The organism is Allocatelliglobosispora scoriae, from assembly GCF_014204945.1.
GTDB classification, from domain to species: Bacteria; Actinomycetota; Actinomycetes; order Mycobacteriales; family Micromonosporaceae; genus Allocatelliglobosispora; species Allocatelliglobosispora scoriae.
The window spans coordinates 2263616-2287520 of sequence record NZ_JACHMN010000003.1 but is presented as its reverse complement, the minus strand read 5'-3'; the positions used below and the strand labels follow the sequence as shown (position 1 = coordinate 2287520).

Genomic DNA, 23905 nt, shown 5'->3' with positions numbered 1-23905 from the left:
CCCCGCTTCGTCGCGGCCGGGAATCTTTCCACCCCGCCGCGTCGTTGCAACACCTGAGCAAATCGCACGCGATCTTCAAGGAGTGAGCCGACATGGGCGAACGCATGCTGCGGGGAAGCCGTCTTGGTGCCGTCAGCTACGAATCGGACCGTAACACCGAGCTGGCTCCGCGACAGACCAGGGAATATCTCTGCGCCAACGGGCACCAGTTCGAGGTTCCGTTCGCGATCGACGCGGAGGTCCCGATCACCTGGGAGTGCAAGTTCGACGGCAGCGTCGCGCGGCTGGTCGACGGCACGGAGCCCGAGCAGAAGAAGGTCAAGCCGCCGCGCACGCACTGGGACATGCTGCTGGAGCGTCGCTCGATGGAGGAGCTCGAGGAGATCCTCAACGAGCGCCTGCAGGAGATCCGCACCCGTCGCGGCCGCGGCTAGTCGACTATCTCTCCCTCGACGACCTCGTCATTCGACGGGGTCGTCGAGGCTTTCGTGGGTCGCTGCACCTTGACCTGTCGCGGTCCGAACAGATCCCCGGCGGTACGCGACGAGACGCGCTTCTCCGTCGCCCCCCGCAACCGGCCCGAGGCGAGCCGCCGGACGGGCGGGATCAGCAGGGCGAGACCGGCGATCCCGGTCAGGAAACCCGGCACGAACAGCAGCAGCGCCGCACCGAGCCCCACCACCCCGTCGAGGACCTGGTTGCCGGCCGGAACGCCCTGCTTGGCCGATTCGCGGAAGCGACGCCAGCTCTTCACGCCCTCCCGCTTGAGCAGGTAGGCACCGAGCAGCGTGAAGGCGAGCCCGGCGAGAACCGCCCAGCCGACACCGATCCACCTCGAGACGGCGACGAAGACGGCGAGCTCCGCCAGGAAGACGACGAGGGCGATGAGCGGGACGTAACGCAGGCGGCCACGCTTGGGTGCGGCGCTTGCGGGGCGCGCACTCGTCGTTGCCGCACTGCCACCCGTGATGGGGTCCACCCGACCTCCCGGCGACCGGCTGATGAGACTCTCAGCCTATCCCGTCACGGCCACTGGCCGCCGCCGCGACGGCCGCCGAAGACCTTGCTCACAGCGGCGAGCCGGTCCTGGGCGCCCCAGACGGTGACCCGCCACAGCGCCTCGCCGATGATGTTGGAGCCCATCTTGCTGGCGCCCCGCTCCCGCTCGGCGAACCGGATCGGCACCTCGACGAGGCGGAACCCGGCCTTGTGCGCCCGGCGGGTGATGTCGACCTGGAAGCAGTAGCCCTGCGATGCCACCTCGTCGACCTCGATCTTGTCGATCAGCGGCATCCGATAGGCCCGGTAGCCGCCGGTGGCGTCCTTGACCGGCATGCCGATCGCGACCCGGGTGTAGATGTTGGCGGCGCGGGAGAGCACGAAGCGGTGCATCGGCCAGTTGACGACCGAGCCGCCCTTGACCCAGCGCGACCCGATCACGCCATCGGCGTTCTTGAGCGCGTCGAGCAGCTTGGGCAGCTCCTCCGGGGCGTGCGAGCCGTCCGCGTCCATCTCGACGACGGCGTCGTAGCCCTGATCGCGGGCCCAGCCGAAGCCGGCCACGTAGGCGGCGCCGAGGCCCTCCTTGCCGGCCCGGTGCAGCACGTGGATCTGGCTGTCGGCGGCGGCGAGCTCGTCGGCGATGGCGCCGGTCCCGTCGGGGCTGTTGTCGTCGGCGATGAGCACGTCGACGGCGGGGACCGCGGTGCGGACCCGATCGACGATGACGCGGACGTTGTCAGCCTCGTTGTAGGTGGGGATGATCACCAACACCCTGCCCACACCGGGGTAGCCCGTCGCGTTGCTGCCGCTCACACTGCCTCCTGGCTCAATTTCCATGCTGCGCAGCCCTGCGCGCCGACCTACGGACGATACCGGCCAGCACCAGCGCTGCGAGCGCTAGGGCTGCCATCACGGTCTCCGGCGCGGCGCCGAGCCTCGTGGCCAGCGTACGTGCTGTCGACGGATGCAGCTCGCCAACGATGACGGCCGGGGTGAAGAAGTCGGTGGCCCGGTGCACCACGCCATCGCCGGTGACCAGGGCGGAGACGCCCACAGTGGAGGCCATCAGGCTGTCGCGATTGTGTTCGACGGCACGTAGCCGCACCATCGCCAGCTGCTGCCGGGCCTCGTCCACATCGAACGTCGCGTTGTTGGTCTGCACCGCCAGCAACTGTGCCCCGGCATCGACGGTCTCCTTCACGAGCCCGTCATAGGCGACCTCGAAGCAGATGATGTCCCCCACCCGAGCGGGCCCCATGGTGAGAACCCCGTCGGTCTCCCCCGGCAGGAAGTCCGTGCGCAGCAGCCCGGCCTTGTCGGTGATGGCCTTGGCGATGGGCTCCACCAGCGGCCGCAGCGGCAGGTATTCGGCGAACGGCACCGGATGCCGCTTCACGTAGGTCTCCCCGGCCCCGGTCCCCGGCAGCCAGACGATGCCCGCATTCCGCGCATGGCCCTCCCCCGGCCCCGACAGCACCGCACCCACCAGGATCGGCACCCCCACCGCATCGGCGGCCGCCTGGATCCGACCGCCCGCATCCGCGTTCCGCAACGGATCGATGTCCGACGAATTCTCCGGCCACACCACGAAATCCGGCCGGTGCACCGTGCCCGCCTTCACATCAGCGGCCAGCTCCAACGTCGCCCGCACGTGGTTCTCCAGCACCGCAGCCCGCTGAGCGTTGAAATCCAACCCCATCCGAGGCACGTTCCCCTGCACCACAGCCACCACGACACCGGGCCCCCCGGGGCCCGAAGTCCGAAGAACCCCCGGAGCAAGAACCAACCCTACGGCCGCCACCACCCCGAGACCGGCGAGAAGCAGGGGGCGTGCTGTTGAGCCGCCGCGGAAAGGAGACGACGTCGACAGCGGCGGCTCAACAGCACGCCCCCTGCCAATGCGCAACCACCCGGACAGCGACCACAGCGAACCAGCCAGCAGCCCACCAGACAGACAGACGACAAAAGTCACCAACGGCGCCCCGCCCACAGCAGCCAACGACAGCACAGGCGAAGAACCCTGCGAAAACGCCACCCGCCCCCACGGAAAGCCCCCGAACGGCGTCCGCCCCCGCATCGCCTCCTGACCGACCCACAGCAGCCCCACCAGCACCGGCCAGGACCACCGCCACCGATCGGCCACGACCGAGACCCACGCCAGCGCGGCACCCAGCAGCGCGAAATACACCGCCTGCAGCCCCACCAGCAGAATCCACGGCGCATTGCCCACATGCGTATTGGTCCAGCTCAGCAGCGGCGCGAAGAACACCACCCCGCTGATCAGGCCGAACAGCGCCCCGGTCCGCAGCCGGCGGCGGTGACAGGCCAGCGCCAGCAGCGCCACGGCCACCGGCGCCAGCCACCACAGGTCATAGGAGGGGAACGCGAGCAGCATGGCGAGCCCCGAGGCGGCGGCGAGCGCCAGCCCGACGAGGAAGGGCAGTGGTCTCGGCGCCGGAACGGCGGGTGCGTTGAGCTCTGGCACGCCGGCCGTCCCCGTATCGTCGCTGGTGGTGAGGGTGGTCACCGGGCAACCCTACAAGTGGTCGCGCAGGAGTCCCAGCGCCGCCTCGGGGTGGTCCTCGGCGAGCAGCCCGGCGGCGGCGAGGACGTACGCGGAGTCGATCACGATCGCCGGGTCGCGGGGCAGCACCCAGCCCCCGGCGGTGTCGCGCAGGGCCACGGCGAGCACGGCCCGGGCCAGGTCGGGCGGGCTGTGGCGGAGCACCCCGCCGGAGCCGACGACGATGCGTACGTCCCGCAGGTCCACCCCGCCCCGCCGGACCCCGCCGGCCTCCAGCACCTCGCCCCGGGCGTGCCGCCGCAGCGCGATCGTCGCGGCGAGGGTCGCGATGCGCCGATCCCACCAGATCGACCGCGGATCGCCATCCACCGGCGGTTCGTCCGTTTTAGCACCAACTCTTGAAGAGTTGGTGGGATCTTGACCGGTGCCCCGGTCAGCAGCGCCACCAGCGGCGCCGTCCTTAGGACCAACTCTTGAAGAGTTGCGGCGATCTTGGGTCGCGTCGAAGTCAGCGGCGCCGTCGACGGCGAGGAAGTCCGGGTCGGCGGTGCGGAGACGGGCCGCGGTGAGCAGCTCCCGGTCGTCGATGATCATGCGTTCGGCGAGCGCGGCCTCGTAGACGCCGACGGCGCTCCAGCGCATGCCCAGGTCGCCCTCGACCGTGCGGCCGCGCCACAGGGTCCCGGCGACCTCGGCGTTGACCTGGGCTCGCTCGGCATCGGGGGTCAGGACCGAGTAGACGTCCGTCGTGGCGCCGCCGATGTCGACCACCGCCAGGTCGCAGCGCATCTCGTCGGCCCAGAGCTCCACCCCGGCGAGCACCGCGTCCGGTGTGGCCGCGCGGACCAGCGAGGCGAACCTGGGCCCCTTCGACAGCTTCTTGCCGCCGATGACGTGGCGCAGGAACACCTCGCGGATCGCCAACCGGGCCGGTCCGGGCGCGAGGACCCCGATCCGGGGCAGCACGTTGTCGGTCGCGGTGACCGGGACACCCGCGTCGCGCAGCAGGTGAGCCAGCTCGTCGCGTACCCCCGCGTTGCCCGCCAGGACCACCGGGACCCGCCAGCGCGCCGCGGCCAGGCGCCGCGCGTTGTGGGCGATGGTCTCCTCGTCGCCGCCGTCGGTGCCGCCGACGAGCAGGACCACGTCGGGCTTCGCGGCGCGCAGGGCCGCGAGCGCGTCGCGGTCCAGGCGCCCGGCGGCGACGTGGACGACCTTCGCCCCGGCCGAGAGCCCCACCCGGTGCCCGGCCTGCGCGGTGACGAGCCGCTCATAGCCGATCACCGCGAGCCGCAGCCCGCCGCCGGCGGACGAGCAGACCCTGACTTCATCGACGGGTACGCCGGCCGCGGCCAGCGCCGCGTCGAGCCCGTGCAGCACATCCGTCCCGACGGTCGTCGGGTGCGCTGCCGTGGCGAGCAGCTTCCCGCTGGGCACGTCGACGACGGCCACCTTCGTGAAGGTGGACCCGACATCGACGCAGCCGACGATCACGTGGCCGGTACGACGACCGTGCCGGTCGCGGTGACCGCGACGATCGGCGGATCGAGCACCTCGGCGGCGGACTCGGACCGGTCCGGCCGCCCCCGGCACACCACCCGTGCCTCGAAGTCGATCGTGCGCGACCGCGTCCCCATCCGGGTCACGGTGGCGCTGATCTCCAGCACGTCCCCGGCCCGCATCGGTGCCTTGAACTGCACGTCGGAGTAGGAGGCGAAGAGCCCCTCGTCGCCGTCGGTGCGGATGCAGACCTCGGTCGCCACGTCCCCGAACGCCGCCACCGCGTAGGCACCGTCGACGAGGTTGCCCGCGTAGTGCGCATGGCTGTAGGGCACGTAGCGCCGATGAACGACCGTCAGTCCGACGCTCATAGGGACACCTTCTCCTTCTTGGAAACAGCCAACGTGTGCACCAGGTAGCTCGCCACCTCGCGCGGGGTCGTGCCCCGGCCGAAGATCCGGTCCACGCCCAGCTCCTCGGCCATCAGCTCGTCGAAGCGCGGCCCGCCGACGATGAGCAGCGGCCGCTTGCCGGCGGGCATCGCCTCGCGGAACGCCGCCGACATCTCCCGGGTGTTGTGCAGGTGCGCGTCGCGCTGGGTGACGACCTGCGAGACGAGGACCGCGTCGGCCTTCTCCCTGCGTGCCGTCTCGACCAGCTCGGGCACGGTGACCTGGGCGCCCATGTTGACGACCTTGAGTTCGCGGTAGTACTCCAGGCCCTTCTCACCGGCGATGCCCTTGAGGTTGAGGATCGCGTCGATGCCGACGGTGTGCGCGTCGGTGCCGATGCAGGCGCCGACGACCGAGAGCTTGCGCCGCATCTTCTGCTTGACCAGGGTGTTGACCTCCTTCGCCGTGAGCAGCGGGAAGTCGCGCTCCACGACGACGACCTTGTCGAGCTCGACGAGGTGGTTGACCCGGCCGTAGACGACGAAGAAGGTGAAGCCGTCGCCGACCTGGCTGGCGTGGACCAGCATCGCCGGGTCCATCCCCATCTTGGCGGCGAGCTGGAGTGCCGCGCCCTCGGCCTTCTTGTCGTGCGGGATCGGCAGAGTGAACGACGTCTGCACCATCCCGTCCCCGGTGGTGTCCCCGTAGGGGCGTACGACGTTCATTTGACGCTCTCCAGGATCTCGGTCGCGGGGTTGTAGTAACCGGCCTCGTGGGCGGCGACGCCGGCCAGGCCCTTGCCCCGGTCCGGGGGGCGCTTCATGATGCCGAAGGTGCCGTGCGCGATCGCCGTCAGCAGCGTCTGGTCGGTGATCCGCTCCAGCAGCGTGATCGCCTCGTCGAGCACCTGGTGGGCGCGGTTCTGGATGAAGCCGCCCGGCGCCGGGACGAAGTCCTCGTGCAGCCCGCCGCAGGCGTTGAGGACGTAGCGCACGTTCTGCAGCGCGATGTCGCGGTCGGAGATCCACGGCGTCACCACGGCCTCGGTCATCATGCCGACGAGCAGGATGCCCTGCCCGGTCATGGCGCCGACGAGGTTGAAGAAGCCGTCGAGCAGGTTGCCCCGGAACACGTCGCCGGTCATGTGCTTGGTCGGCGGCATCCACTTCAGCGGTGCGTCCGGGAAGAGCTCCCGGGCGAGCATCGCGTGCGCCAGCTCCAGCCGGAACGACTCCTTGATGTCCGGGTTGATCTCGAACGCGTGCCCGAGGCCGAGCTGCCAGTCGGCGAGGCCCGCCTCGTGCGCGAAATACTCGTTGAGCAGCTGCGACACCGTCACCGTGTGCGCCTCGTCGACCGCGTCGGCGGTGGTGAGGTAGTTGTCCTCGCCGGTGTTGATGATGATCCCGGCGCGGGCGTGGATCTGCCGGGAGAAGCGCTGGTCGACGAAGGTGCGGATCGGGTTGATGTCGCGGAACAGGATGCCGTACATCGAGTCGTTGAGCATCATGTCGAGCCGCTGCAGCCCGGCGAGGGTGGCGATCTCCGGCATGCAGAGCCCGGACGCGTAGTTGGTGAGCCGGACATAGCGGCCCAGCTCCCTGGAGGACTCGTCGAGGGCCGCCCGCATCAGGCGGAAGTTCTCCTGGGTGGCGTAGGTCCCGGCGAAGCCCTCGCGGGTGGCGCCCTCGGGGACGTAGTCGAGCAGCGACTGCCCGGTGGAGCGGATCACGGCGATCACGTCGGCACCGGCCCGGGCGGCGGCCTGGGCCTGCGGGATATCCTCGTAGATGTCGCCGGTCGCGACGATCAGGTAGATCCACGGCCGCTGCTTCGGATCGCCGTGCTTGCGGATCAGCTTCTCGCGCTGCACCCGGTTCTTGTCGATCACGGTGATCCCGGCCTTGACCTGCTTCTTCGCCGCCGAGCGGGCGGCGGTGAGGGCACGGCCCGTCGGCACCTCGAAGCGGATCGAGCCCGCCGCCGCCTTCTGCGCCAGCACCGTCAGATCGGTGTCGCCGGAGCGCAGCAGCTCGTGGAAGACCGGCAGCGCGACGCCGTGGCCGAGGCCGATGTCGGCGCCGACCGCGTCGACGAGCCGGTTCACCCAGGGGATCCCTTCGGCGTCGGCGCCGGTGATCCCGGCGAGCCGGAGCACGGCCCGCTCCACCGAGGCGGTGGTGTGCGAGCGGGCCATCTCGACGACGGGTCCACCGGCCCGCGCGGCGAGCGCACGGGCACGGGCGACCAGCGACGGATCCAGGTCAAGCTTGCTGCGCATAGATTTCTTCTCCACGTAGGACGGTGCGAACGCACCGGGGCGATTCGGGCTGCGGCTCATCGGGGTGGACCGGCAGCAGGTCGGGCAGGGTGCCGGTCCGTCCACCGGGGGTGTCCCAGACGGCGAAGGTGGCAGGCTTGCCGGGTGCGAGCACCCCTTCACCGTCCTTGTGGACGGCGTGCCAGCCACCACGCGTGTGTGCTGCGAACGCGGCCTTCACGCTCATCCGCTGCGCCGGGTTGAAGTGGTTGGCGGCGGCCCGGACGGAGCCCCACGGGTCCAGCGGCGTCACCGGCGAATCCGACCCGAAAGCCAGCGCCACGCCGACCGCGTGCATCTGCCCCATCGGGTTGCTCGCCAGGGAGCGGGCGACGCCGAGGCGCTGGGCGTACATCTGGTGCTCGCCACCCCAGAGGCGGTCGAAGGCGGGCTGCATGCTGGCGTGGATGCCGTAGTCGACGAACTTGGCGATCATCGCCTTGTCGACGATCTCGGCGTGCTCGATGCGGTGCCGGGCGTCGCGGACCGCCTCGACGCCGAGCTTGCGGGCGACGGCGGTGAACCCGTCCAGGACGGTGCTGATCGCGGCGTCGCCGATGGCGTGGAAGCCGCCCTGCATCCCCTCCCGGTGGCAGTCGAGCAGGTGCTCGGTGACCTGCTCGGCGGTGACGTAGCCGAACCCGCAGCCGTCGGACTCCCCGTCGAGGTAGGCGTGGCGCATGTGCGCGGTCCGGGAACCGAGCGCGCCGTCGGCGTAGAGGTCGCCGCCGGCACCGACGGCGCCCAGCTCACGGGCCTTGGTGGCGCCCATCAGCTCGCCCCAGTAGCCGTAGACCTCCGGCAGCCCGGCACCCGACAGCGCCAGCACGTCGAGGAAGTCCTCCTCCGACGAGGTGCCGGGGCCGCCGCACTCGTGCACGGCGGCGATGCCCATGGCGGCGGCGTGGCGCAGGGCCGCCCGCTGGGCGTCGCGGCGCTGGTCGGCGGTGATCCCGGCGAAGGCACGCTCGCGGACCACGTGGTGCGCGTCCCGGCTTACCCACCCGCTGTTGTCATGGCCCGGGGAGCCGGCGGCGAGCGCGGCGAGATCGCTGGAGACGAGCGCGGAGTGGATCGAGGCCTGGGAGAGGTAGACCTGGCGGCCGCCCGAGGCCCGGTCCAGCGCGGACCGGTCGGGCGGGGTCTGCGCGGCACCCCAGGTCGAATCGTCCCAGCCGTGGCCGAGGACGACCGCCTGGGCCGGCAGCAGCTCGGCGTGGCGGGCGACGGCGTCGAGGATCTCGGCCGCCGACCGGGTCGACGACAGGTCGAGCCCGGTCAGGGCGAGGCCGGTGTCGGTGGCGTGCACGTGCGCGTCGACGAAGGCCGGGGTGACGAGGCCGCCGTCGAGGTCCACGGTCCGGGTCGCGGCCGGTGCCTCGGCGCGCGGGCCGACCCAGGCGACGTGCCCGTCGCGGACCAGCATGGCGTCGGCGACGGGGACGGCCGGGGTCCGGACGTCGGCATTGACATAGAGCACATCACTGCGGGGTGTCATGACGATCAGTGTGCCGCGAGGCGTGCCTCGAAGAGCCGACGCACCGCCGGTGATTCGCGCAGCAGGCCCAGCGCGACATCGGCATGGCCTGGCACGTAACCGTTGCCGACCAGCATCGTCACGTCGGCGGCGAGCCCCTCGGCGCCGAGCGCGGCGGCGCTGAAGCTCGTCGCCATGCTGAAGAAGATGACGGTGCCGCCCTCACCGGTGGCGAGGATCGCGCCGTGCTCGCAGCCGGGCACGTCGACGCAGACGACGGTGACGTCGACCGGCGCGCCGATCGCGGCGGCGAGCGCCACCGGGTCGCGGGCGTCGGCGAGGGCGACCTCGTCGGCGAGTCCGGCCTCGCGGAGCCGGTCGCGCTCGTCGGCGGTGGGAACCACCCCGACGGTACGCACGGCGCCGGCCCGTTTCGCCGCGGCCAGCGACAGCGACCCGCTCTTGCCCGCGCCCCCGATGACGGCGACGGAGACATCGGTGCGCGTCGCGGCGTAGCGGCGGACCACCCGCTCGGTCAGCGCCGGCGCACCGCAGACATCGAGCACCGCGAGCGCGAGCTCGGGGTCGAGGTCGTCCGGCAGCACCGCGGCGATGGAGCGCCCGAAGAGGATGGCGTGCCCCGCGCACGGCACCTGCTCGGAGGCGCCGTCCCAGCGGGCGAGCCCGTCGCTGATCGCGAGCGGCGTCAGGGTGAGCGAGACGAGCGTGGCGACCCGGTCACCGGGCTTGAGCCCGAGCGGCGACTCCGGCCCGACCTCGTCGACGGTGCCGATCAGCATCCCGCCGGAGCCGGTGACGGGATTCTGCATCTTGCCACGGCTTCCGATGATCTCCAGCACCTCGGCCTTGACCGCGGCGCCGTCCCCGTCGTGCTTGGTCCAGAGCTGCCGGAAGCTCGCCGCGTCGAGGTTGAGCTTCTCGACCGAGATCCGGACCTCGTCCGGCCCGATCTCCGGGCGGTTGTCGAGCCGTGCGGCCGCCTGGGGCAGCACACCCTGCGGCGCGAGGACACGGTGCAACCCGACCGGAGACGTCATTGTCAATCCTTCTTCCAGAACGTGATTGTTTCGCAAATTCTTCGGCAGACTAGTTTGTATGCGGGATAATTTCCAGTAGTCTCCTGCGAAGCCAACAGTACCCACACATCGCGTCACCGTCTCAACGAGGAGGAACCGTGACCACCGCCATCAACGAGGCCGGACAGCCCTACCAGTACCGGCGGGTCGAGCTCGTCGAGCCGGACTGGACCCGTTTCCCCGGGTGGCGCGACGTGACCCGCGAGCAGTGGGAGGACGCGCAGTGGCAGCGCGTCAACTGCGTGAAGAACATCGCCCAGCTCCGCAAGGTGATGGGCGACCTGCTCGACGAGCGCTTCTACGCCGACCTCGTGACCGATCAGCAGCAGTCCGCGACGATGTCGATGCTCGTCCCGCCGCAGATGATCAACACGATGGTCCCGCACGCCGAGCCGGATACCGAGGCGTTCTACGCCGACCCGGTCCGCCACTACATGATCCCGGTCGCGTCGGACCGGCTCACCGAGTGGCGCAGCCACCCGCACGCCAGCCGCGACTCGCTGCACGAGCATGACATGTGGGTCGCCGAGGGCCTCACCCACCGCTACCCGACCAAGGTGCTCGCCGAACTGCTGTCGACCTGCCCGCAGTACTGCGGCCACTGCACCCGGATGGACCTCGTCGGCAACTCCACGCCCGCCGTCAGCAAGCTCAAGCTCACCCTGAAGCCGGTCGACCGCTACGACGCGCACATCAACTACCTCAAGGCGCAGCCCGGCGTCCGCGACGTGGTCGTCTCCGGCGGCGACGTGGCCAACGTGCCGTGGAAGCAGCTCGAGTCCTACCTGATGCGGCTGCTCGAGGTCGAGACGATCCGCGACATCCGGCTCGCCACCAAGGCCCTGGCCGCGCTGCCCCAGCACTGGCTGCAGCCCGAGGTCGTCGAGGGTCTCGGCCGCGTCGCCGGGACCGCCCGCGCCCGCGGCGTCAACCTCGCCATCCACACCCACGTCAACCACGCCAACTCGGTCACCCCGCTCGTCGCGGCGGCGGCCCGGGCGGCGCTCGACGCGGGCGTGCGCGACGTGCGCAACCAGGGCGTGCTGATGCGCGGCGTCAACGCCACCTCGGCCGACCTGCTCGACCTGTGCTTCGCGCTGCAGGGCGAGGCGAACATCCTGCCCTACTACTTCTACATGTGCGACATGATCCCGTCCGCCGAGCACTGGCGGGTGGCGGTCTGGCAGGCGCAGCAGCTCCAGCACGACATCATGGGCTACCTGCCGGGATACGCCACCCCGCGGATCATCTGCGACGTGCCGTTCGTCGGCAAGCGCTGGGTGCACATGGTCACGGAGTACGACCGCGACAACGGCATCTCCTACTGGACGAAGAACTACCGCACCTCGATCGAGGCGACCGAGGCCGACGCGCTGACCAAGCGCTACGCCTACTACGACCCGATCGACACGCTGCCCGAGTCCGGCCGCCGCTGGTGGGCCAAGCAGGAGCAGCTCACCGCCGCGTAGTTCCCAAGATCGCCGCAACTCTTCAAGAGTTGCGGTTAAGGCCTGGCGGCCTGAACCCACAACTCTTGAAGAGTTGCGGCGATCTTGCCGTTACTTCCGGGCGTGCTTCGTGATGAAGGCGAGCAGCTCGGCCCGGATCTGCGCGTTGCCGCCGGCCGGATCGACCAGCGCGACCCCGTGGCCGACGTCGTCGACGATGACGAGCTTGTGGTCGACACCCTTCGGCACCGCCGCGTCGAAGGCGGTCGCCGCATCCGCGAAGGCCGCGTCGCCCTTGGCGCAGAGGAAGAGCGCCGGCACCGCCAGCTTCCCGGCCGCCGCGAGCGGGTCGATCCCGGTCCACGTGGGCGCACCCGAGACGGAGACGACCCCGTCCACCGGCGGCGTGATCGCGGCAGCCGCGCTGATCACCGCGGCGCCGCCCATCGACGCGCCGACGAGCACCACCGACGTCACACCCTGGCCGCGAAGGTAGGCCGTGGCGGTGGCGACGTCCTGCGCCACCGTCGCGCCGCTGTAGGCGGACGACGCACCGCCGTTCATGTCGAAGGCGAAGGCCCGCAAGCCCCGCTCGGCGAGGGTCTTGGCGAACGGCAGCCACTGGCAGACCGACCCGTTGGACTGGTGCGCCAGGATCACCCCGGCGGGGCCGTCGCCCATGACGACCCCGGCGAGGTTGTGCTCGCCGGGCGCGCCGAAGGCGACCACGGTGCCGCCCTGGACGAGATCCGGGCAGGCGAGCCCGGCCGGTGCGGCCGTGGCGAGCGCCGACGGGCTCGGTGTCGGCACAGGTTCCGCAGGTGAACTACACGCGGCGAGGGCGGCCAGCGCCACCGCCACGGTCCCCAGTCTTCTCAGCATGGGCCGAAGGGTAGATCACCTTCTCGCAAGGAATCAAAGGATCCGTGCAAAAATCGTACTGTCCCCCGGGTGTACATCACCTGCGCCGGTCGGCGGCTTCCTGGGACGATGCGGCCATGCCGCACCCGTACTGGCCGCTCTTCGATCTTCGCCTCACCGCCGGTGACCTGATGCTGCGCCCGGTCACCGAGGCGGACCTGGTGCCGCTCGCCCGGATCCAGCCCGCCGACCTGGAGACCGACCCGGGCCTGCCCGCGCTCAGCGACGATCCCGCGCAGCGGCACGCGATGACGGTGTTCCAGTCCTACTGGGAGCGGGTCGGCGGCTGGCGGCCCGACGACTGGAAGCTCCCCTTCGCCGTCTTCACGGGCGGCGCGCTGGTCGGCTGGCAGGAGCTGGAGGCCCGCGACTTCGCCGCCCTGCGCACGGTCGAGACGTCGTCCTGGCTCACCCCGTCCGCGCAGGGTCGCGGCCTCGGCAAACGCATGCGCATCGCGGTGCTCGCGCTCGCCTTCGAAGGCCTCGCGGCCCAGGCGGCGCAGACCGAGGCGTGGCACGACAACGCCGCGTCACTCGGCGTCTCCACCGCCGTCGGGTACGCCGACAACGGCCGTACCCGCCACCGCCGCGGCACCGGCGCGGACGACATGGTCCGCCTCCGCATGACCCGGGCGCAGTGGCAGGCGCGCCACCCCGACCACGGGGTCCGGATCGACAACCTGCCCCCCTGCCGCCACATGTTCGGCGCCTAGTCACGTTTTGCTGCAAAGCGTGGCCTCGGCGCGCGAAATGACCACGCTTTGCAGCAAAACGTGACGGGGGTGGGAGGATCGCTGGATGCTGACCCGTCGTGCGCTCAACCGTGCCCTGCTCGCCCGCCAGCTCCTGCTGGAGCGGTCGGCGATGGGACCGCTCGACGCGATCGAGCACCTCGTCGGGCTCCAGGCGCAGTCGCCGAACCCGCCCTACGTCGGGCTGTGGTCGCGGCTGGCGCAGTTCGAGCTCGGCGAGCTGACGGGGCTGCTGGAGAGCCGGCAGGCCGTCCGGGTGGCGCTCATGCGCTCCTCGGTGCACCTGGTGAGCGCCCGCGACGCCGTGGCGATCCGACCCCTGGTCCAGGCGGCGCAGTACGGCGGCCTGCCCGGCTTCGACCTCGCCGAGGTGGCCCGGCTGACCCGGGAGCACCTCGCGGACCGGCCGCTGACCCTCGGCGAGCTCGGCACCCTGCTCGCGCAGCGCTGGCCGGATCTGAAGGCGAACGCGCTCGGTGCGTCCGCCCGGGTGGCGGTACCGCTGGTCCAGGTGCCGCCGAGCGGGCTCTGGGGCGCCGTCGGGCAGCCGGTCTACACGGCGATGGAGTCGTGGCTCGGCGACCAGCCCGCCGCGCCCTCGATGACGGTCGCCGACCTGATCACGCTCTACCTCACCGCCTTCGGACCGGCCACGGTCGACGACATGGAGGCCTGGTCGGGCCTGACCCACCTGCACGAGGTGACCGAGCTGCTCGGCGACAGGCTGGTGACCCACCGCGGCGAGGACGGCGACGAGCTCTTCGACCTGCCGGACGCACCGCTGCCGGATCCGGAGACCCCGGCACCGGGCCGCTTCATCGCCGACTTCGACAACATCCTGCTCGCCCACGACGACCCGAGCCGGATCATGACGCAGGAGCAGTACCGGACCATCTTCAAGACTCCCGGCCTGATTCCGGGGACGGTGCTGGTCGACGGGTTCGTCCGCGCCATCTGGAAGATCACCTGGCTGAAGGGCGCCGCGACGCTGGTGGTCCGGCCGTTCAGCCAGATCCCCACCGTCGACCGGAGCGAGCTGATCGAGGAGGGCTACCGGCTGCTCGCCTTCGCCGCCGCCGACGCGACCGCCCATGACGTGCGGTTCAACTCCGGCGACCGGGACCGATAGCCTGGGACCGTGGGAAGAGAGACCGGTCGCAAGCTCATCGCCTCGAACCGGAAGGCGCTGCACGACTACGCCATCGTCAAGACCTACGAGGCGGGGCTCGTGCTGCGCGGCACCGAGATCAAGGCGGTCCGCCAGGGCAAGGTGTCGCTGGTCGACGCCTTCGGCCAGGAGCGCGACGGCGAGCTGATGCTGCACAACCTCTACATCGCGGAGTACTGGTACGGCACGTGGACCAACCACCAGCCCCGGCGGACGCGCAAGCTGCTGCTGCACCGGTCGGAGATCGACAAGATCCTCACCAAGGTACGCGAGGGCGGCATGACCCTCGTCCCGCTGACGATGTATATCGAGAACGGCTGGGCGAAGGTCGAACTGGGGCTGGCGAAGGGCAAGCGCGACTTCGACAAGCGGCAGACCCTCGCCACCCGCGACGCCAACCGGGAGATCGCCCGGGAGCTGGGCCGCCATCTCAAGGGCATCCCCAAGGGCCGCGACCGCTGACCTATTCCCGGTCGCCCTCGAACCACACCTCGGCACCGCTCGGCGCGATCACCTTGACGACGCGGTAGAGCCAGCCGTCACCGGGCTCCTCGACCTCCACCCGGTAGGCGAAGCCGCCCAGCTCGCAGACCTCGACGACGGCGTCCACATCGCTGACACCGAGCTGCCACTGGAACGACGTCGAATCCGCGCCCGCGCCCTTGGAGAGTCCGAACTCGACGGAGTCGTTGCCGACCGCGACGAAGTCCGGGTACTCCTCGCCCGCATAGGTCGTGCGCAGCCCGAACGAGTCGTAGAAGCGCCGCTCGGCGTCGAGGTCGGGTACGCGCAGGATGGGCAGGAGCTTCGTCACGAGGTCGGCCATGACGCCCATCGTGGCCGACAGCGGGCCATCGATCAAATGGCGGTGTGCGCCGCGATCGTCAGCCACGACCGGTGGTGCTCGTGCTCGCGCACCTCGGCGACGGCGAACCCGGCGGCCGTGAGCAGCGCCTCGATGCCCGGCCGGGTGTGATAGGTGAACCATCGACGCTGAGGCGAGGCGTAGTTCTCCGCCACCTCCCAGCCCTGCGACTCCCCCGCCGCGACGCTGAGGTGCAGGCGCCCGCCCGGCCGCAGCACGCAGGCGAATCCGGCGAGGACGCTGGGGGCGTACCCCCGGGGAATGTGGAGAAGCGCGGCCTGGCACCAGATCCCGTCGAGCGACCCACCGCGCAGCGGCAGGGCCCGCATGTCGGCCTGGACCTTGCCGCGGAGGTCGCCCGCGCGCAGCATGCCCTCGGAGAGGTCGAGCGAGACGACCCGCAGGCCGGACTCGCGCAGCAGGGCGGAGTCGCGGCCGGGGCCGCAGCCGATGTCGGCGACCCACGCCTGCGGTCCGACGGCCTCGCGCATGCGGGCCACGTCCTGGTGAAGGCCGGGATAGCCGGTCGCGACGACCTTGGCGAACTCGGGTGCGATCACGTCATAGGTGGCCCGGGTCTCGATCAGCTCGTCGCTCATAGCCGCACAGGCTAGCCGAGCACCTCGTACCTGACCTCCGCGTGGCCCGCGCCCAGGCTCGCGATCTTCGCGAACGCCGCGCTCGACAGGTCGAGGCAGCGGCCGTCGATGTAGGGGCCGCGGTCGTTGATGCGCACGATCACCGACTTGCCGTTGGCGATGTTGGTGACGCGGACCCGGGAGTTGAACTTGAGGGTCTTGTGCGCGGCGGTCATCGCGGTCGGGTCGAAGACCTCGCCGTTCGCGGTGCCCTGCGGCTCGTCGTAGAACGACGCCTCGCAGCTGCCGGAGGAGACGACCCTGCTCTTCGGCGTGGGGGACGGCTTGACGACCGCCTTCGTCGGCGACGGCGTCGGCGTGACCGAGGGCGTCGGGATCGCCGTGGGCGACGCCGATGCCGACGGCGACGGGGCCGCGTCGCGCTGCAGGTTGCGGGAGACGTGCCCGGGCTCCCGGTCGATGGCGAGGGTGGCCTGGCCGTCGGGCTCGAAGCTCATCTGGCTGACGCTGTAGGCGCCGCCGGCGAGGATCACGGTCGCCACCGCCGCCGAGGCGAGCGGGAGCAGCGGTCCACTGCGGGCGTGCCGGGGAGCCGGCTTGTCGAACGTCGGCTTCGGGTCGGCCGGCTTCTGGTCGAAGTCGGGCTTCGGGAACTCAGCCGTATGTCTGCCTGGCAAGATCGTGACCTTTCGGTGGGACGACGGGCCGAGGTGGGACTTTAACGAAAGCGACACTTCCGATGTCAACGTGATCATGCTCTTTGGTGATGATTTGACAGCAATTCATCACCCGATCGGCCGACCCGCGCCTGGCCCGAACACCCCATGCGCACCGCGCCTCCCCGCGGCTGATCCGGCTGGCATAGTAACGATCATGAGCGAAGCCGCCGTCGGGACCAGCGAGCGCCACGCGAGCTGGCTCGAACTCTTCTTCGATCTCGTCGTCGTGGTCGCCGTCGCGCAGCTCGCCCACCTGCTGCACGGCGGCCCGGGGATCGGCAAGGTCGGCCTGTTCGTGCTGCTCTACTACGCCGTCTGGAGCGTGTGGACGAGCTTCACTCTCTACGCCAATGTGGCGGGTGGGCGGACGAGGGCCCGGTCGATGCTGCTGGCGATGTTCGGGATCGCCGTCATGGCCGCCTCGATCCCCGAGGTCACCCACGACCGGGGCGCGGTCTTCGCGATCGCCTACGTCGTGTGCAAGTGGCTGGCGATGGGCACTTGGCGGCGTACCGGGACGATTCTGACGGCCTGGCCCGCCGCGCAGCTCGGGGCGGGCTTCGTGCCCTGGGTGATCTCGATCTGGGTCGAGCCTCCGGCCCGCTACTGGCTCTGGGCGGTCGGCATCGCCCTGGAGATCGGGCTCTCGATGGCCCAGGGCCGCAACCCGGCGCACCTGCTCGCCGAGGCGCGGGCCAAGGAGGAGTTCAGCGAGCGGGCCCGGATCACCAACGCGGCGCGCAAGGCGCAGCGCGGGCGGCCGCAGCGCCGCGAACGGGAGCCGCTGCGCCTCATCCCGGCCGTCGTCGACGGCTCCCACCTGCGGGAACGGCTCGGACTCTTCATCATCATCGTGCTCGGCGAGGCGGTCGCCCAGGTCGTCGGCGCGGCCGCCGAGGTCGAGTGGAGCCGGGCGCTGTGGTTCACCGCTCTCGCCGGTTTCGGGCTGCTCGTCTGCCTGTGGTGGCTGGCGCTGGCCTACGGCTCCAGCGCCGTGCCGATCGGCACCCGGCAGACGCCGCCCTGGCTCGCCATCCCGGCCCACTTCGCGATGACGCTCGGCATCACCGCCACCGCTGCCGGGCTGGGCTCGATGGCCGAGCACCCCGACGGGCACATGGGCACGAGCATGCGCTGGATCCTCTGCGGCGGGATGGCCCTCTACTTCGCCACCCTGCTCGCGACCGGTGTCGCGACGAAGGCACCGGCACAGTGGATCGTCGGCTTCTCGGTCCCGGCCGTGGCCCTGCCGCTGCTGCTGGGGCTGGCGGGCGGCGCGCTGCCGGCCTGGACGCTCGCGGTCGGGCTCCTCGCCGCGGCGGGGTGGCAGGCCGCCTACCCGAAGCTCGCCGAGCGGCAGGCGGCTCGCTTGTCCGGCGAGGTGCCTCCGGGGGAGCTACGGTGAGGCCATGCGCGAGATCGTTCTCATCCGGCACGGGCAGACCGAGTGGTCGCTCGCCGGTCGGCACACGTCCCACACCGACCTGCCGCTGACCGCCGAGGGCGAGCGGCAGGCCGCCGCGCTCGCGCCGAGGCTGGCCGGGCGGGCGTTCGCCGCGATCTACGCCAGCCCCATGGCCCGCGCCCAGCGCACCGCGAAGCTCGCCGGACTCGAGGTCACCGACACCGACACCGACCTGCGCGAATGGGAGTACGGCTCCTATGAGGGCATCACCACGCCGGAGATCCGGCTGACGAGTCCCGGGTGGACGGTGTGGCGGGACGGCTGCCCCGGCGGCGAAGCGCCCTCCCAGGTCGCCGCGCGGGCGGACCGGGTGCTGGACCGGGCCCGGACGCTGCTGCCGGGCGGGGATGTCGCGCTCGTCGGCCACGGCCACATGCTGCGGGTCCTGGTGGCCCGGTGGCTGGGCCTGCCGCCCGCCGGCGGCGAGTTGTTCCGGTTGGAGACCGGCACGCTGTCGGTGCTCGGTTACGAGCGCGAGACTCCGGTCCTGCTCCGCTGGAACGCCTGACGGCGCCGACTCCCCGCACCGGCGGCACCGCGCGCCGATGACACCGACCCTTCAAGAGTTGCGGCGATCTTGGTGATCGGCGCGGCTCAGGAGCTGGTGACCCGGCCGGCGTCGACCTCGACGTGCCGGTTGGTGCGCACCGCCGAGAGCAGCTGCCGGTCGTGGGTGACGAGCAGCAGCGTGCCGGGGAAGGAGTCGAGCGCCGACTCCAGCTGCTCGATCGCGGGCAGGTCCAGGTGGTTGGTGGGCTCGTCGAGGACGAGCAGGTTGACCCCGCGGGCCTGCAGCAGCGCGAGCGCGGCCCGGGTCCGCTCGCCGGGCGACAGCGTCGACGCCGGTCGCAGCACGTGCGCCGCGCGCAGGCCGAACTTCGCCAGCAGCGTGCGGACCTCCGCGGGCTCCGTGTCGGGCACGGCCGCGCCGAAGGCGTCCAGCAGGCGCTCCGCGCCGAAGAACCGCGCCCTGGCCTGGTCCACCTCGCCGACGACGACTCCCGGTCCGAGCGCCGCACTCCCTGCATCGACGGGTACGCGACCGAGCAGCGCCGCGATCAACGTCGACTTGCCGGAGCCGTTGGCGCCGGTGATGGCGACCCGGTCGGCCCAGTCGATGCGCAGGTCCACGGGGCCGAGGGTGAACCCGCCCCGGTGCACCACGGCACCGTTGAGGGTGGCGACGACGGCACCGGCCCGGGGCGCCACGGCGATCTCCATCCGCAGCTCCCACTCCTTGCGGGGCTCCTCCACCACCTCCAGCCGCTCGATCATCCGCTCGGTCTGGCGCGCCTTCGAGGCCTGCTTCTCCGTCGCCTCGCTGCGGAACTTGCGCCCGATCTTGTCGTTGTCGGGCGCCTTGCGGCGGGCGTTCTTGACACCCTTCTCCATCCAGGAGCGCTGCATGTTGCCGCGCTCGACGAGGGCGGCGCGGGTGTCGGCGTACTGCTCGTAGTCGTCGCGGGCGTGCTTGCGGGCGATCTCCCGCTCGACGAGGTAGCCGGCGTACCCGCCGCCGTACTCGCGCACCTGCTGCTGGGCGAGGTCCAGCTCGACGATCCGGGTCGCCGTCCGCGCGAGGAACTCCCGGTCGTGGCTGATCAGCACGGTCCCGGCGCGCAGCTCGATGACGAAGCGCTCCAGCCGGTCCAGTCCCGCCAGGTCCAGGTCGTTGGTGGGCTCGTCGAGCAGGAAGATGTCGTAGCGGCTGAGCAGCAGCGATGCCATCCCGGCGCGGGCGGCCTGGCCGCCGGAGAGCGCCGTCATCGGGTGGTCCAGGCTCACGCCGAGGCCGATCTCCGCCGCGACGGTCCCGGCGCGCTCGTCGAGGTCGGCGCCGCCGAGGGCGAGCCACCGCTCCAGCGCGTCGGCGTAGGCGTCGTCCGCGCCGGGACCGCCCACCCCGAGTGCCTCGGCGGCGGCGTCGAGGGCCTGCTGAGCGGCGGCGACACCGGTACGCCGAGCGAGGAACCCGCCGACCGACTCGCCCTCGCGGCGATCGGGCTCCTGCGGCAGGTGGCCGACGGTGGCGGTCGGCGGGCTCAGCGCGATGGCGCCCTCCTCCGGGGTGTCGATCCCGGCGAGCAGGCGCAGCAGCGTGGACTTGCCCGCGCCGTTGACGCCGACCAGTCCGATCACGTCGCCGGGCGCCACGACGAGGTCGAGGTCGGCGAAGAGGACGCGCTCACCGTGACCGGCGGCGAGGGACTTGGCGACAAGGGTGGCGCTCACCAGCGCAGCCTACCGACCCCCCAAAACAGCAACTCTTCAAGAGTTGGTGTCATCGGCCCGGCCGCTGCACCGCCATGGCACCAACTCTTGAAGAGTTGCGACGATCAAGGCGGGTCAGGGCGGCGGCGCGGGTCAGCTCACGCTGGGCGGGCGCTGCTCATAGGGGGTGGAGAGCACGACCGTGGTCCGGGTGGTGACGTTGGCCGAGGTGCGGATCTCCTGGAGCAGCTTCTCCAGGTCCGACGGCGAGGCGACCCGCACGAGCAGGAGGTAGAAATCCTCGCCCGCGACCGAGTAGCACGAGTCGATCTGCGGCAGGTGCGCCAGCTTCTCGGGGGCGTCGTCGGGCTGGGCCGGGTCGAAGGGGCGGATCGCGACCAGCGCGGTCAGCGGCAGCCCGATCTCCTCGAAGTTGACCTTCGCGGCGTAACCGGTGATGACGCCGCGCTGCTCCAGGCGCCGAACCCGCTGGTGGACGGCGGACACCGAGAGGCCCACCTTCTCCGCGAGGTCGGTGTAGGACATCCGGCCGTCAGCGGAGAGGGCTGCCACGATCGAGCGGTCGGTCTCCTCCACGGCCGTCACGATAGCCGCCGCCCGCCACTGCGTGAAGCCGCGCAGGTCACGGCCTGATCAAGACCTTCAGCGCTGAACGGTCGTTCATCGCCGCGTACCCCTGCGGTACGCCGGCCAGCCCCACCGACATGTCGAAGACCGGGGACGCGTCCAATGTCCCGGCGAGCACGTCGGCGAGGAGCTCCGGGATGTAGGCGCGGGCGGGCGCCACTCCCCCGCGCAGGCCCACGTTGCGGTCGAACATCTGCCCGATCTCGACACCGGCCGGGCCGCCGTGCGGCACACCCACGTAGCCGACGAACCCGCCGTCGCGGGCGGCGCCGATCGCCGTACGCATCGATTCCTCCGTGCCCACGGCCTCGATCACCGCGTGCGCGCCGGTGCCGCCGGTGAGCTCCTGGACCGCCGCGATCGCCTCGTCACCGCGCTCGGCGATGACGTCGGTGGCGCCGAAGCGCCGGGCGATCGCCGTCCGCGACGCGTGGCGGCCGAGCGCGATGATCCGCTCGGCGCCGAGGCGTCGGGCGGCGAGCACACCGCACAGGCCGACCGCACCGTCCCCCACGACGGCGACGGTGGCACCCGGCCGGGCACCGGCCGCCCGCGCGGCGTGGTGGCCGGTCGACATGACATCGGCGAGCGCGAGCACCTTGACCAGGGTCGCGTCGTCGAGCCCGTCCGGCAGCGCCACCAGGGTGCCGTCGGCGACGGGGACCCGGACCGCCTCGCCCTGACCGCCGTCGGAGCCGACCTGCCCCCAGAAACCGCCGACGGGGCACGAGGTCTGCAGCCCCTCCCGGCAGAACTCGCACGTCCCGTCGGACCAGACGAAGGGCGCCACGACGGTCTGCCCGGGGCGCAGCGTGGCGACACCCGGTCCGACCGCCTCGACGACGCCGAGGAACTCGTGCCCGATCCGCTGCCCCGGCTCGCGGCCGGCGACGCCCTGGTAGGCCCAGAGGTCGCTGCCGCAGATGCAGGCGTGGGTGACCCGGACGATCGCGTCACCGGGTTCGGTGATCTGCGGGTCGGGCACCTCCTGGATGCGGATGTCCTTCGGTGCGTAGATCACAGTGGCGCGCATGCCACCAGCTTAAACGGCGCCCTTGGCGAGATAGCGCGAGATCACCAACCGCTGGATCTGGTTGGTGCCCTCGACGATCTGGAGCACCTTCGCCTCACGCATGTAGCGCTCGACCGGGTGGTCGGTGACGTAGCCGGCCCCGCCGAGCACCTGCACGGCGTCGGTCGTCACCTTCATCGCCACGTCGGTCGCGAAGAGCTTCGACTGCGCCGCCGCGAGCGAGTAGGGCTTGCCCGCGTCCCGCAGCGCCGCCGCCGACTGGACCAGCGCCCGGGCCGCCGCGATCTGTGTCGAGGCGTCGGCGAGCAGGAAGCCGACGCCCTGGAAGTCGATGATGCTCCGGCCGAACTGCTGGCGGTCGCGGGCATAGCCGATCGCGTAGTCGAGCGCGCCCTGGGCCAGGCCGACCGCGCAGGCAGCGATGCCGAGGCGGCCGCTGTCGAGGGCGCCCATGGCGATGGCGAAGCCGCCGTCGAGCGGGCCGATCAGCCGGTCGGCGTCGACCCGGGCGCCGTCGAGGACGACCTGGGCGACCGGCGACGCCCGCAGCCCCATCGTCCGCTCCCGGGCCTGCGGCTGGATGCCGGGGTTGTCGGCGTCGGCGAGCAGGCAGGAGATGCCGCCGCTGCCGGGCCCGCCGGTGCGGCAGAAGACGTTGTAGAAGTCGGCGACCCCGGCATGGGTGATCCAGGCCTTGACCCCCGTCACCGCGTAGGCGTCGCCGTCGAGGACCGCCCGGGTGGTGAGGTTGGCGGCGTCGGACCCGCCGGCCGGCTCGGAGAGGGCGTAGGCGCCGAGCTGCTCGCCGCCGAGCATCTCCGGCAGCCAGCGCCGCCGCTGCTCATCGGTGCCGTGATGGGCCAGCGGGTAGCAGGCGAGGGTGTGCACGCTGACGGCCTCGGCCACCGCCAGCCAGCGCGAGGCGAGGATCTCGAGCACCCGCAGGTACGCCGTGTAGGCGATCCCGGCCCCGCCGAACTCCTCCGGGTAGGGCAGCCCCAGCAGCCCGCTGCGGCCGAGGGTGCGGACCAGCTCCCGGGGGAACTCGCCGCGCTCCTCGTGGTCGGCTGCTCTCGGTGCGAGCTCCTTGTCGGCGAGCTCGCAGGTCAGCTCCATCAGCGCGGCGATCTCCGGGGTCTCCGGCAGGCCGCTCATCTCATCGGTGAACACCCGGTCAGTTTAACGGTCGTTTGGGTTCTGGAGGATAGGTCCCCATGCCGCGCTTTTCATCCGACATATCCGACGCCCGCCGCGAGCCCCTCGATCGGGGAACCGAGGCACGGCACGTGCCCGGTCAGCTCCTCCGCGTGCCGCTCCCCGGCCATGTCCGTCCACTCTCGACGGCTGCACAGCGAGCCGGTCTCGGCGTCGTAGCGCCGGGTCGATTCCCAGGTGATCTGCCCCTGGCGGGTCTCCGTGCGGTGCTCGGTCCAGTAGCGCCCCGTCGCCGTCGTGGCGACCACCGTGGTGTCGCCGTTGGCGTAGGTCGTCAGCTCCATCACGTGCCGCAGTCCGGGACCGGCGTCCTCGGCCCGCGTATAGGTGGTGCCCGTCGCCGCGTCGTGCTGGGTGAAGGTCCGGTGAGGTCCGCCCATCGTGCGCTCCGCTCATGCGCCAGCCTGGCCTCGAAGCGCCCGTCGGCGAGCCGATGACCAGGGCCATCCCAGTTTACGGGCCGAAGGACCCGGACGAATTCCCCCGATCGCGTCCCACCCGGCTCCGGCCGGGGTGTCCTGCTGTCGGCACGGCGGGCGCGACCGTGGC

The 23905-nt window shown here is 71.5% G+C and carries 25 protein-coding genes; 7 read left to right on the top strand and 18 right to left on the bottom strand.

All coding sequences use genetic code 11. The features are described from left to right. The first annotated feature begins 92 nt into the window (after positions 1 to 92). Positions 93 to 434, top strand: a complete 342-nt coding sequence (locus tag F4553_RS36445; RefSeq protein WP_184845657.1) for an RNA polymerase-binding protein RbpA — start codon at positions 93 to 95, stop codon at positions 432 to 434. Here F4553_RS36445 and F4553_RS36440 read toward each other — a convergent pair. From F4553_RS36440 to kdd, 9 genes are read right to left on the bottom strand one after another with little or no spacing between them, the layout of a single operon-like run. After that, positions 431 to 970: an FxsA family protein gene (locus tag F4553_RS36440; protein WP_376776360.1), complete on the bottom strand. Its 540-nt coding sequence runs from the start codon at positions 968 to 970 to the stop codon at positions 431 to 433. The genes F4553_RS36445 and F4553_RS36440 overlap by 4 nt on opposite strands. A 53-nt stretch (positions 971 to 1023) precedes the next feature. Continuing rightward, positions 1024 to 1839, bottom strand: a complete 816-nt coding sequence (locus F4553_RS36435) for a polyprenol monophosphomannose synthase (protein ID WP_184845655.1) — start codon at positions 1837 to 1839, stop codon at positions 1024 to 1026. Beyond that, positions 1829 to 3487, bottom strand: a complete 1659-nt coding sequence (gene lnt, locus F4553_RS36430) for an apolipoprotein N-acyltransferase (protein WP_376776359.1) — start codon at positions 3485 to 3487, stop codon at positions 1829 to 1831. Before lnt ends, F4553_RS36435 begins: the two co-directional genes overlap by 11 nt. 51 nt (positions 3488 to 3538) lie before the next feature. Further along, a complete protein-coding gene (locus F4553_RS36425) occupies positions 3539 to 5020 on the bottom strand; it encodes a glutamate mutase L (protein ID WP_312875523.1) in 1482 nt (493 codons plus the stop codon). Continuing rightward, the gene (kal, locus tag F4553_RS36420; protein ID WP_184845653.1) at positions 5017 to 5397 is read right to left on the bottom strand and encodes a 3-aminobutyryl-CoA ammonia lyase; all 381 of its coding nucleotides are present in this window, start codon (positions 5395 to 5397) and stop codon (positions 5017 to 5019) included. The genes F4553_RS36425 and kal overlap by 4 nt, the downstream gene beginning before the upstream one ends. Further along, positions 5394 to 6143 (bottom strand): lysine 5,6-aminomutase subunit beta, encoded by a 750-nt coding sequence (gene kamE, locus F4553_RS36415; protein WP_184845651.1) that lies wholly within the window; start codon positions 6141 to 6143, stop codon positions 5394 to 5396. The genes kal and kamE overlap by 4 nt, the downstream gene beginning before the upstream one ends. Beyond that, positions 6140 to 7699 carry a lysine 5,6-aminomutase subunit alpha gene (gene kamD, locus F4553_RS36410; RefSeq protein ID WP_184845649.1) on the bottom strand — a complete coding sequence of 520 codons (1560 nt, stop codon included), beginning with the start codon at positions 7697 to 7699 and terminating at the stop codon, positions 6140 to 6142. Before kamD ends, kamE begins: the two co-directional genes overlap by 4 nt. Beyond that, a complete protein-coding gene (locus F4553_RS36405) occupies positions 7683 to 9236 on the bottom strand; it encodes an amidohydrolase (RefSeq protein WP_246467579.1) in 1554 nt (517 codons plus the stop codon). Before F4553_RS36405 ends, kamD begins: the two co-directional genes overlap by 17 nt. A gap of 5 nt (positions 9237 to 9241) precedes the next feature. Next, positions 9242 to 10273 (bottom strand): L-erythro-3,5-diaminohexanoate dehydrogenase, encoded by a 1032-nt coding sequence (kdd, locus tag F4553_RS36400; protein WP_184845647.1) that lies wholly within the window; start codon positions 10271 to 10273, stop codon positions 9242 to 9244. Between the two features lie 107 nt (positions 10274 to 10380). Between kdd and F4553_RS36395 the strand changes: the two genes are divergently transcribed. Then, the gene (locus F4553_RS36395) at positions 10381 to 11781 is read left to right on the top strand and encodes a KamA family radical SAM protein (protein WP_376776358.1); all 1401 of its coding nucleotides are present in this window, start codon (positions 10381 to 10383) and stop codon (positions 11779 to 11781) included. Positions 11782 to 11871: 90 nt separating this feature from the next. On the opposite strand, the gene F4553_RS36390 is transcribed toward F4553_RS36395, so the two are convergent. Beyond that, positions 11872 to 12642, bottom strand: a complete 771-nt coding sequence (locus F4553_RS36390) for an alpha/beta hydrolase (protein ID WP_184845645.1) — start codon at positions 12640 to 12642, stop codon at positions 11872 to 11874. 116 nt (positions 12643 to 12758) lie between these two features. On the opposite strand from F4553_RS36390, the gene F4553_RS36385 reads away from it, so the two are divergent. The 3 genes from F4553_RS36385 to smpB all read left to right on the top strand — a co-directional run bounded on the left by F4553_RS36385 (position 12759) and on the right by smpB (position 15063). Then, a complete protein-coding gene (locus F4553_RS36385; RefSeq protein ID WP_184845643.1) occupies positions 12759 to 13394 on the top strand; it encodes a GNAT family N-acetyltransferase in 636 nt (211 codons plus the stop codon). Positions 13395 to 13479: 85 nt separating this feature from the next. Then, complete coding sequence (locus F4553_RS36380) at positions 13480 to 14562, top strand: winged helix DNA-binding domain-containing protein (RefSeq protein ID WP_184845641.1); 1083 nt, start codon at positions 13480 to 13482, stop codon at positions 14560 to 14562. Positions 14563 to 14571: 9 nt separating this feature from the next. Continuing rightward, a complete protein-coding gene (smpB, locus tag F4553_RS36375) occupies positions 14572 to 15063 on the top strand; it encodes an SsrA-binding protein SmpB (RefSeq protein ID WP_184845639.1) in 492 nt (163 codons plus the stop codon). A 1-nt stretch (position 15064) separates the two neighbouring features. Here smpB and F4553_RS36370 read toward each other — a convergent pair whose 3' ends face one another. From F4553_RS36370 to F4553_RS36360, 3 genes are read right to left on the bottom strand one after another with little or no spacing between them, the layout of a single operon-like run. Next, positions 15065 to 15427 carry a VOC family protein gene (locus F4553_RS36370; RefSeq protein ID WP_184845637.1) on the bottom strand — a complete coding sequence of 121 codons (363 nt, stop codon included), beginning with the start codon at positions 15425 to 15427 and terminating at the stop codon, positions 15065 to 15067. A gap of 32 nt (positions 15428 to 15459) precedes the next feature. Further along, positions 15460 to 16065: a class I SAM-dependent methyltransferase gene (locus F4553_RS36365; RefSeq protein WP_184845635.1), complete on the bottom strand. Its 606-nt coding sequence runs from the start codon at positions 16063 to 16065 to the stop codon at positions 15460 to 15462. An 11-nt stretch (positions 16066 to 16076) separates the two neighbouring features. Beyond that, positions 16077 to 16742, bottom strand: coding sequence for a septal ring lytic transglycosylase RlpA family protein (locus F4553_RS36360; RefSeq protein WP_246467577.1), 666 nt, complete (start codon positions 16740 to 16742; stop codon positions 16077 to 16079). 196 nt (positions 16743 to 16938) lie between these two features. Here F4553_RS36360 and F4553_RS36355 point away from each other — a divergent pair, with 196 nt between their 5' ends. Further along, positions 16939 to 18189, top strand: a complete 1251-nt coding sequence (locus F4553_RS36355; protein WP_184845631.1) for a low temperature requirement protein A — start codon at positions 16939 to 16941, stop codon at positions 18187 to 18189. A gap of 4 nt (positions 18190 to 18193) precedes the next feature. Then, positions 18194 to 18757, top strand: a complete 564-nt coding sequence (locus F4553_RS36350; protein ID WP_184845629.1) for a histidine phosphatase family protein — start codon at positions 18194 to 18196, stop codon at positions 18755 to 18757. Positions 18758 to 18843: 86 nt separating this feature from the next. Here the strand turns inward: F4553_RS36350 and F4553_RS36345 are convergent, their stop codons facing one another. The 5 genes from F4553_RS36345 to F4553_RS36325 form a co-directional block, all read right to left on the bottom strand. After that, on the bottom strand, positions 18844 to 20481 hold the full coding sequence (locus F4553_RS36345) for an ABC-F family ATP-binding cassette domain-containing protein (RefSeq protein WP_184845626.1): 1638 nt from the start codon (positions 20479 to 20481) through the stop codon (positions 18844 to 18846). Positions 20482 to 20613: 132 nt separating this feature from the next. Continuing rightward, on the bottom strand, positions 20614 to 21057 hold the full coding sequence (locus tag F4553_RS36340) for an Lrp/AsnC family transcriptional regulator (protein ID WP_376776336.1): 444 nt from the start codon (positions 21055 to 21057) through the stop codon (positions 20614 to 20616). Positions 21058 to 21103: 46 nt separating this feature from the next. Continuing rightward, on the bottom strand, positions 21104 to 22141 hold the full coding sequence (locus tag F4553_RS36335) for a zinc-binding dehydrogenase (protein ID WP_184845624.1): 1038 nt from the start codon (positions 22139 to 22141) through the stop codon (positions 21104 to 21106). Positions 22142 to 22150: 9 nt separating this feature from the next. Further along, positions 22151 to 23296: an acyl-CoA dehydrogenase family protein gene (locus tag F4553_RS36330; RefSeq protein WP_184847372.1), complete on the bottom strand. Its 1146-nt coding sequence runs from the start codon at positions 23294 to 23296 to the stop codon at positions 22151 to 22153. Between the two features lie 71 nt (positions 23297 to 23367). After that, on the bottom strand, positions 23368 to 23736 hold the full coding sequence (locus tag F4553_RS36325) for a hypothetical protein (protein WP_184845622.1): 369 nt from the start codon (positions 23734 to 23736) through the stop codon (positions 23368 to 23370). Positions 23737 to 23905 lie beyond the last annotated feature (169 nt).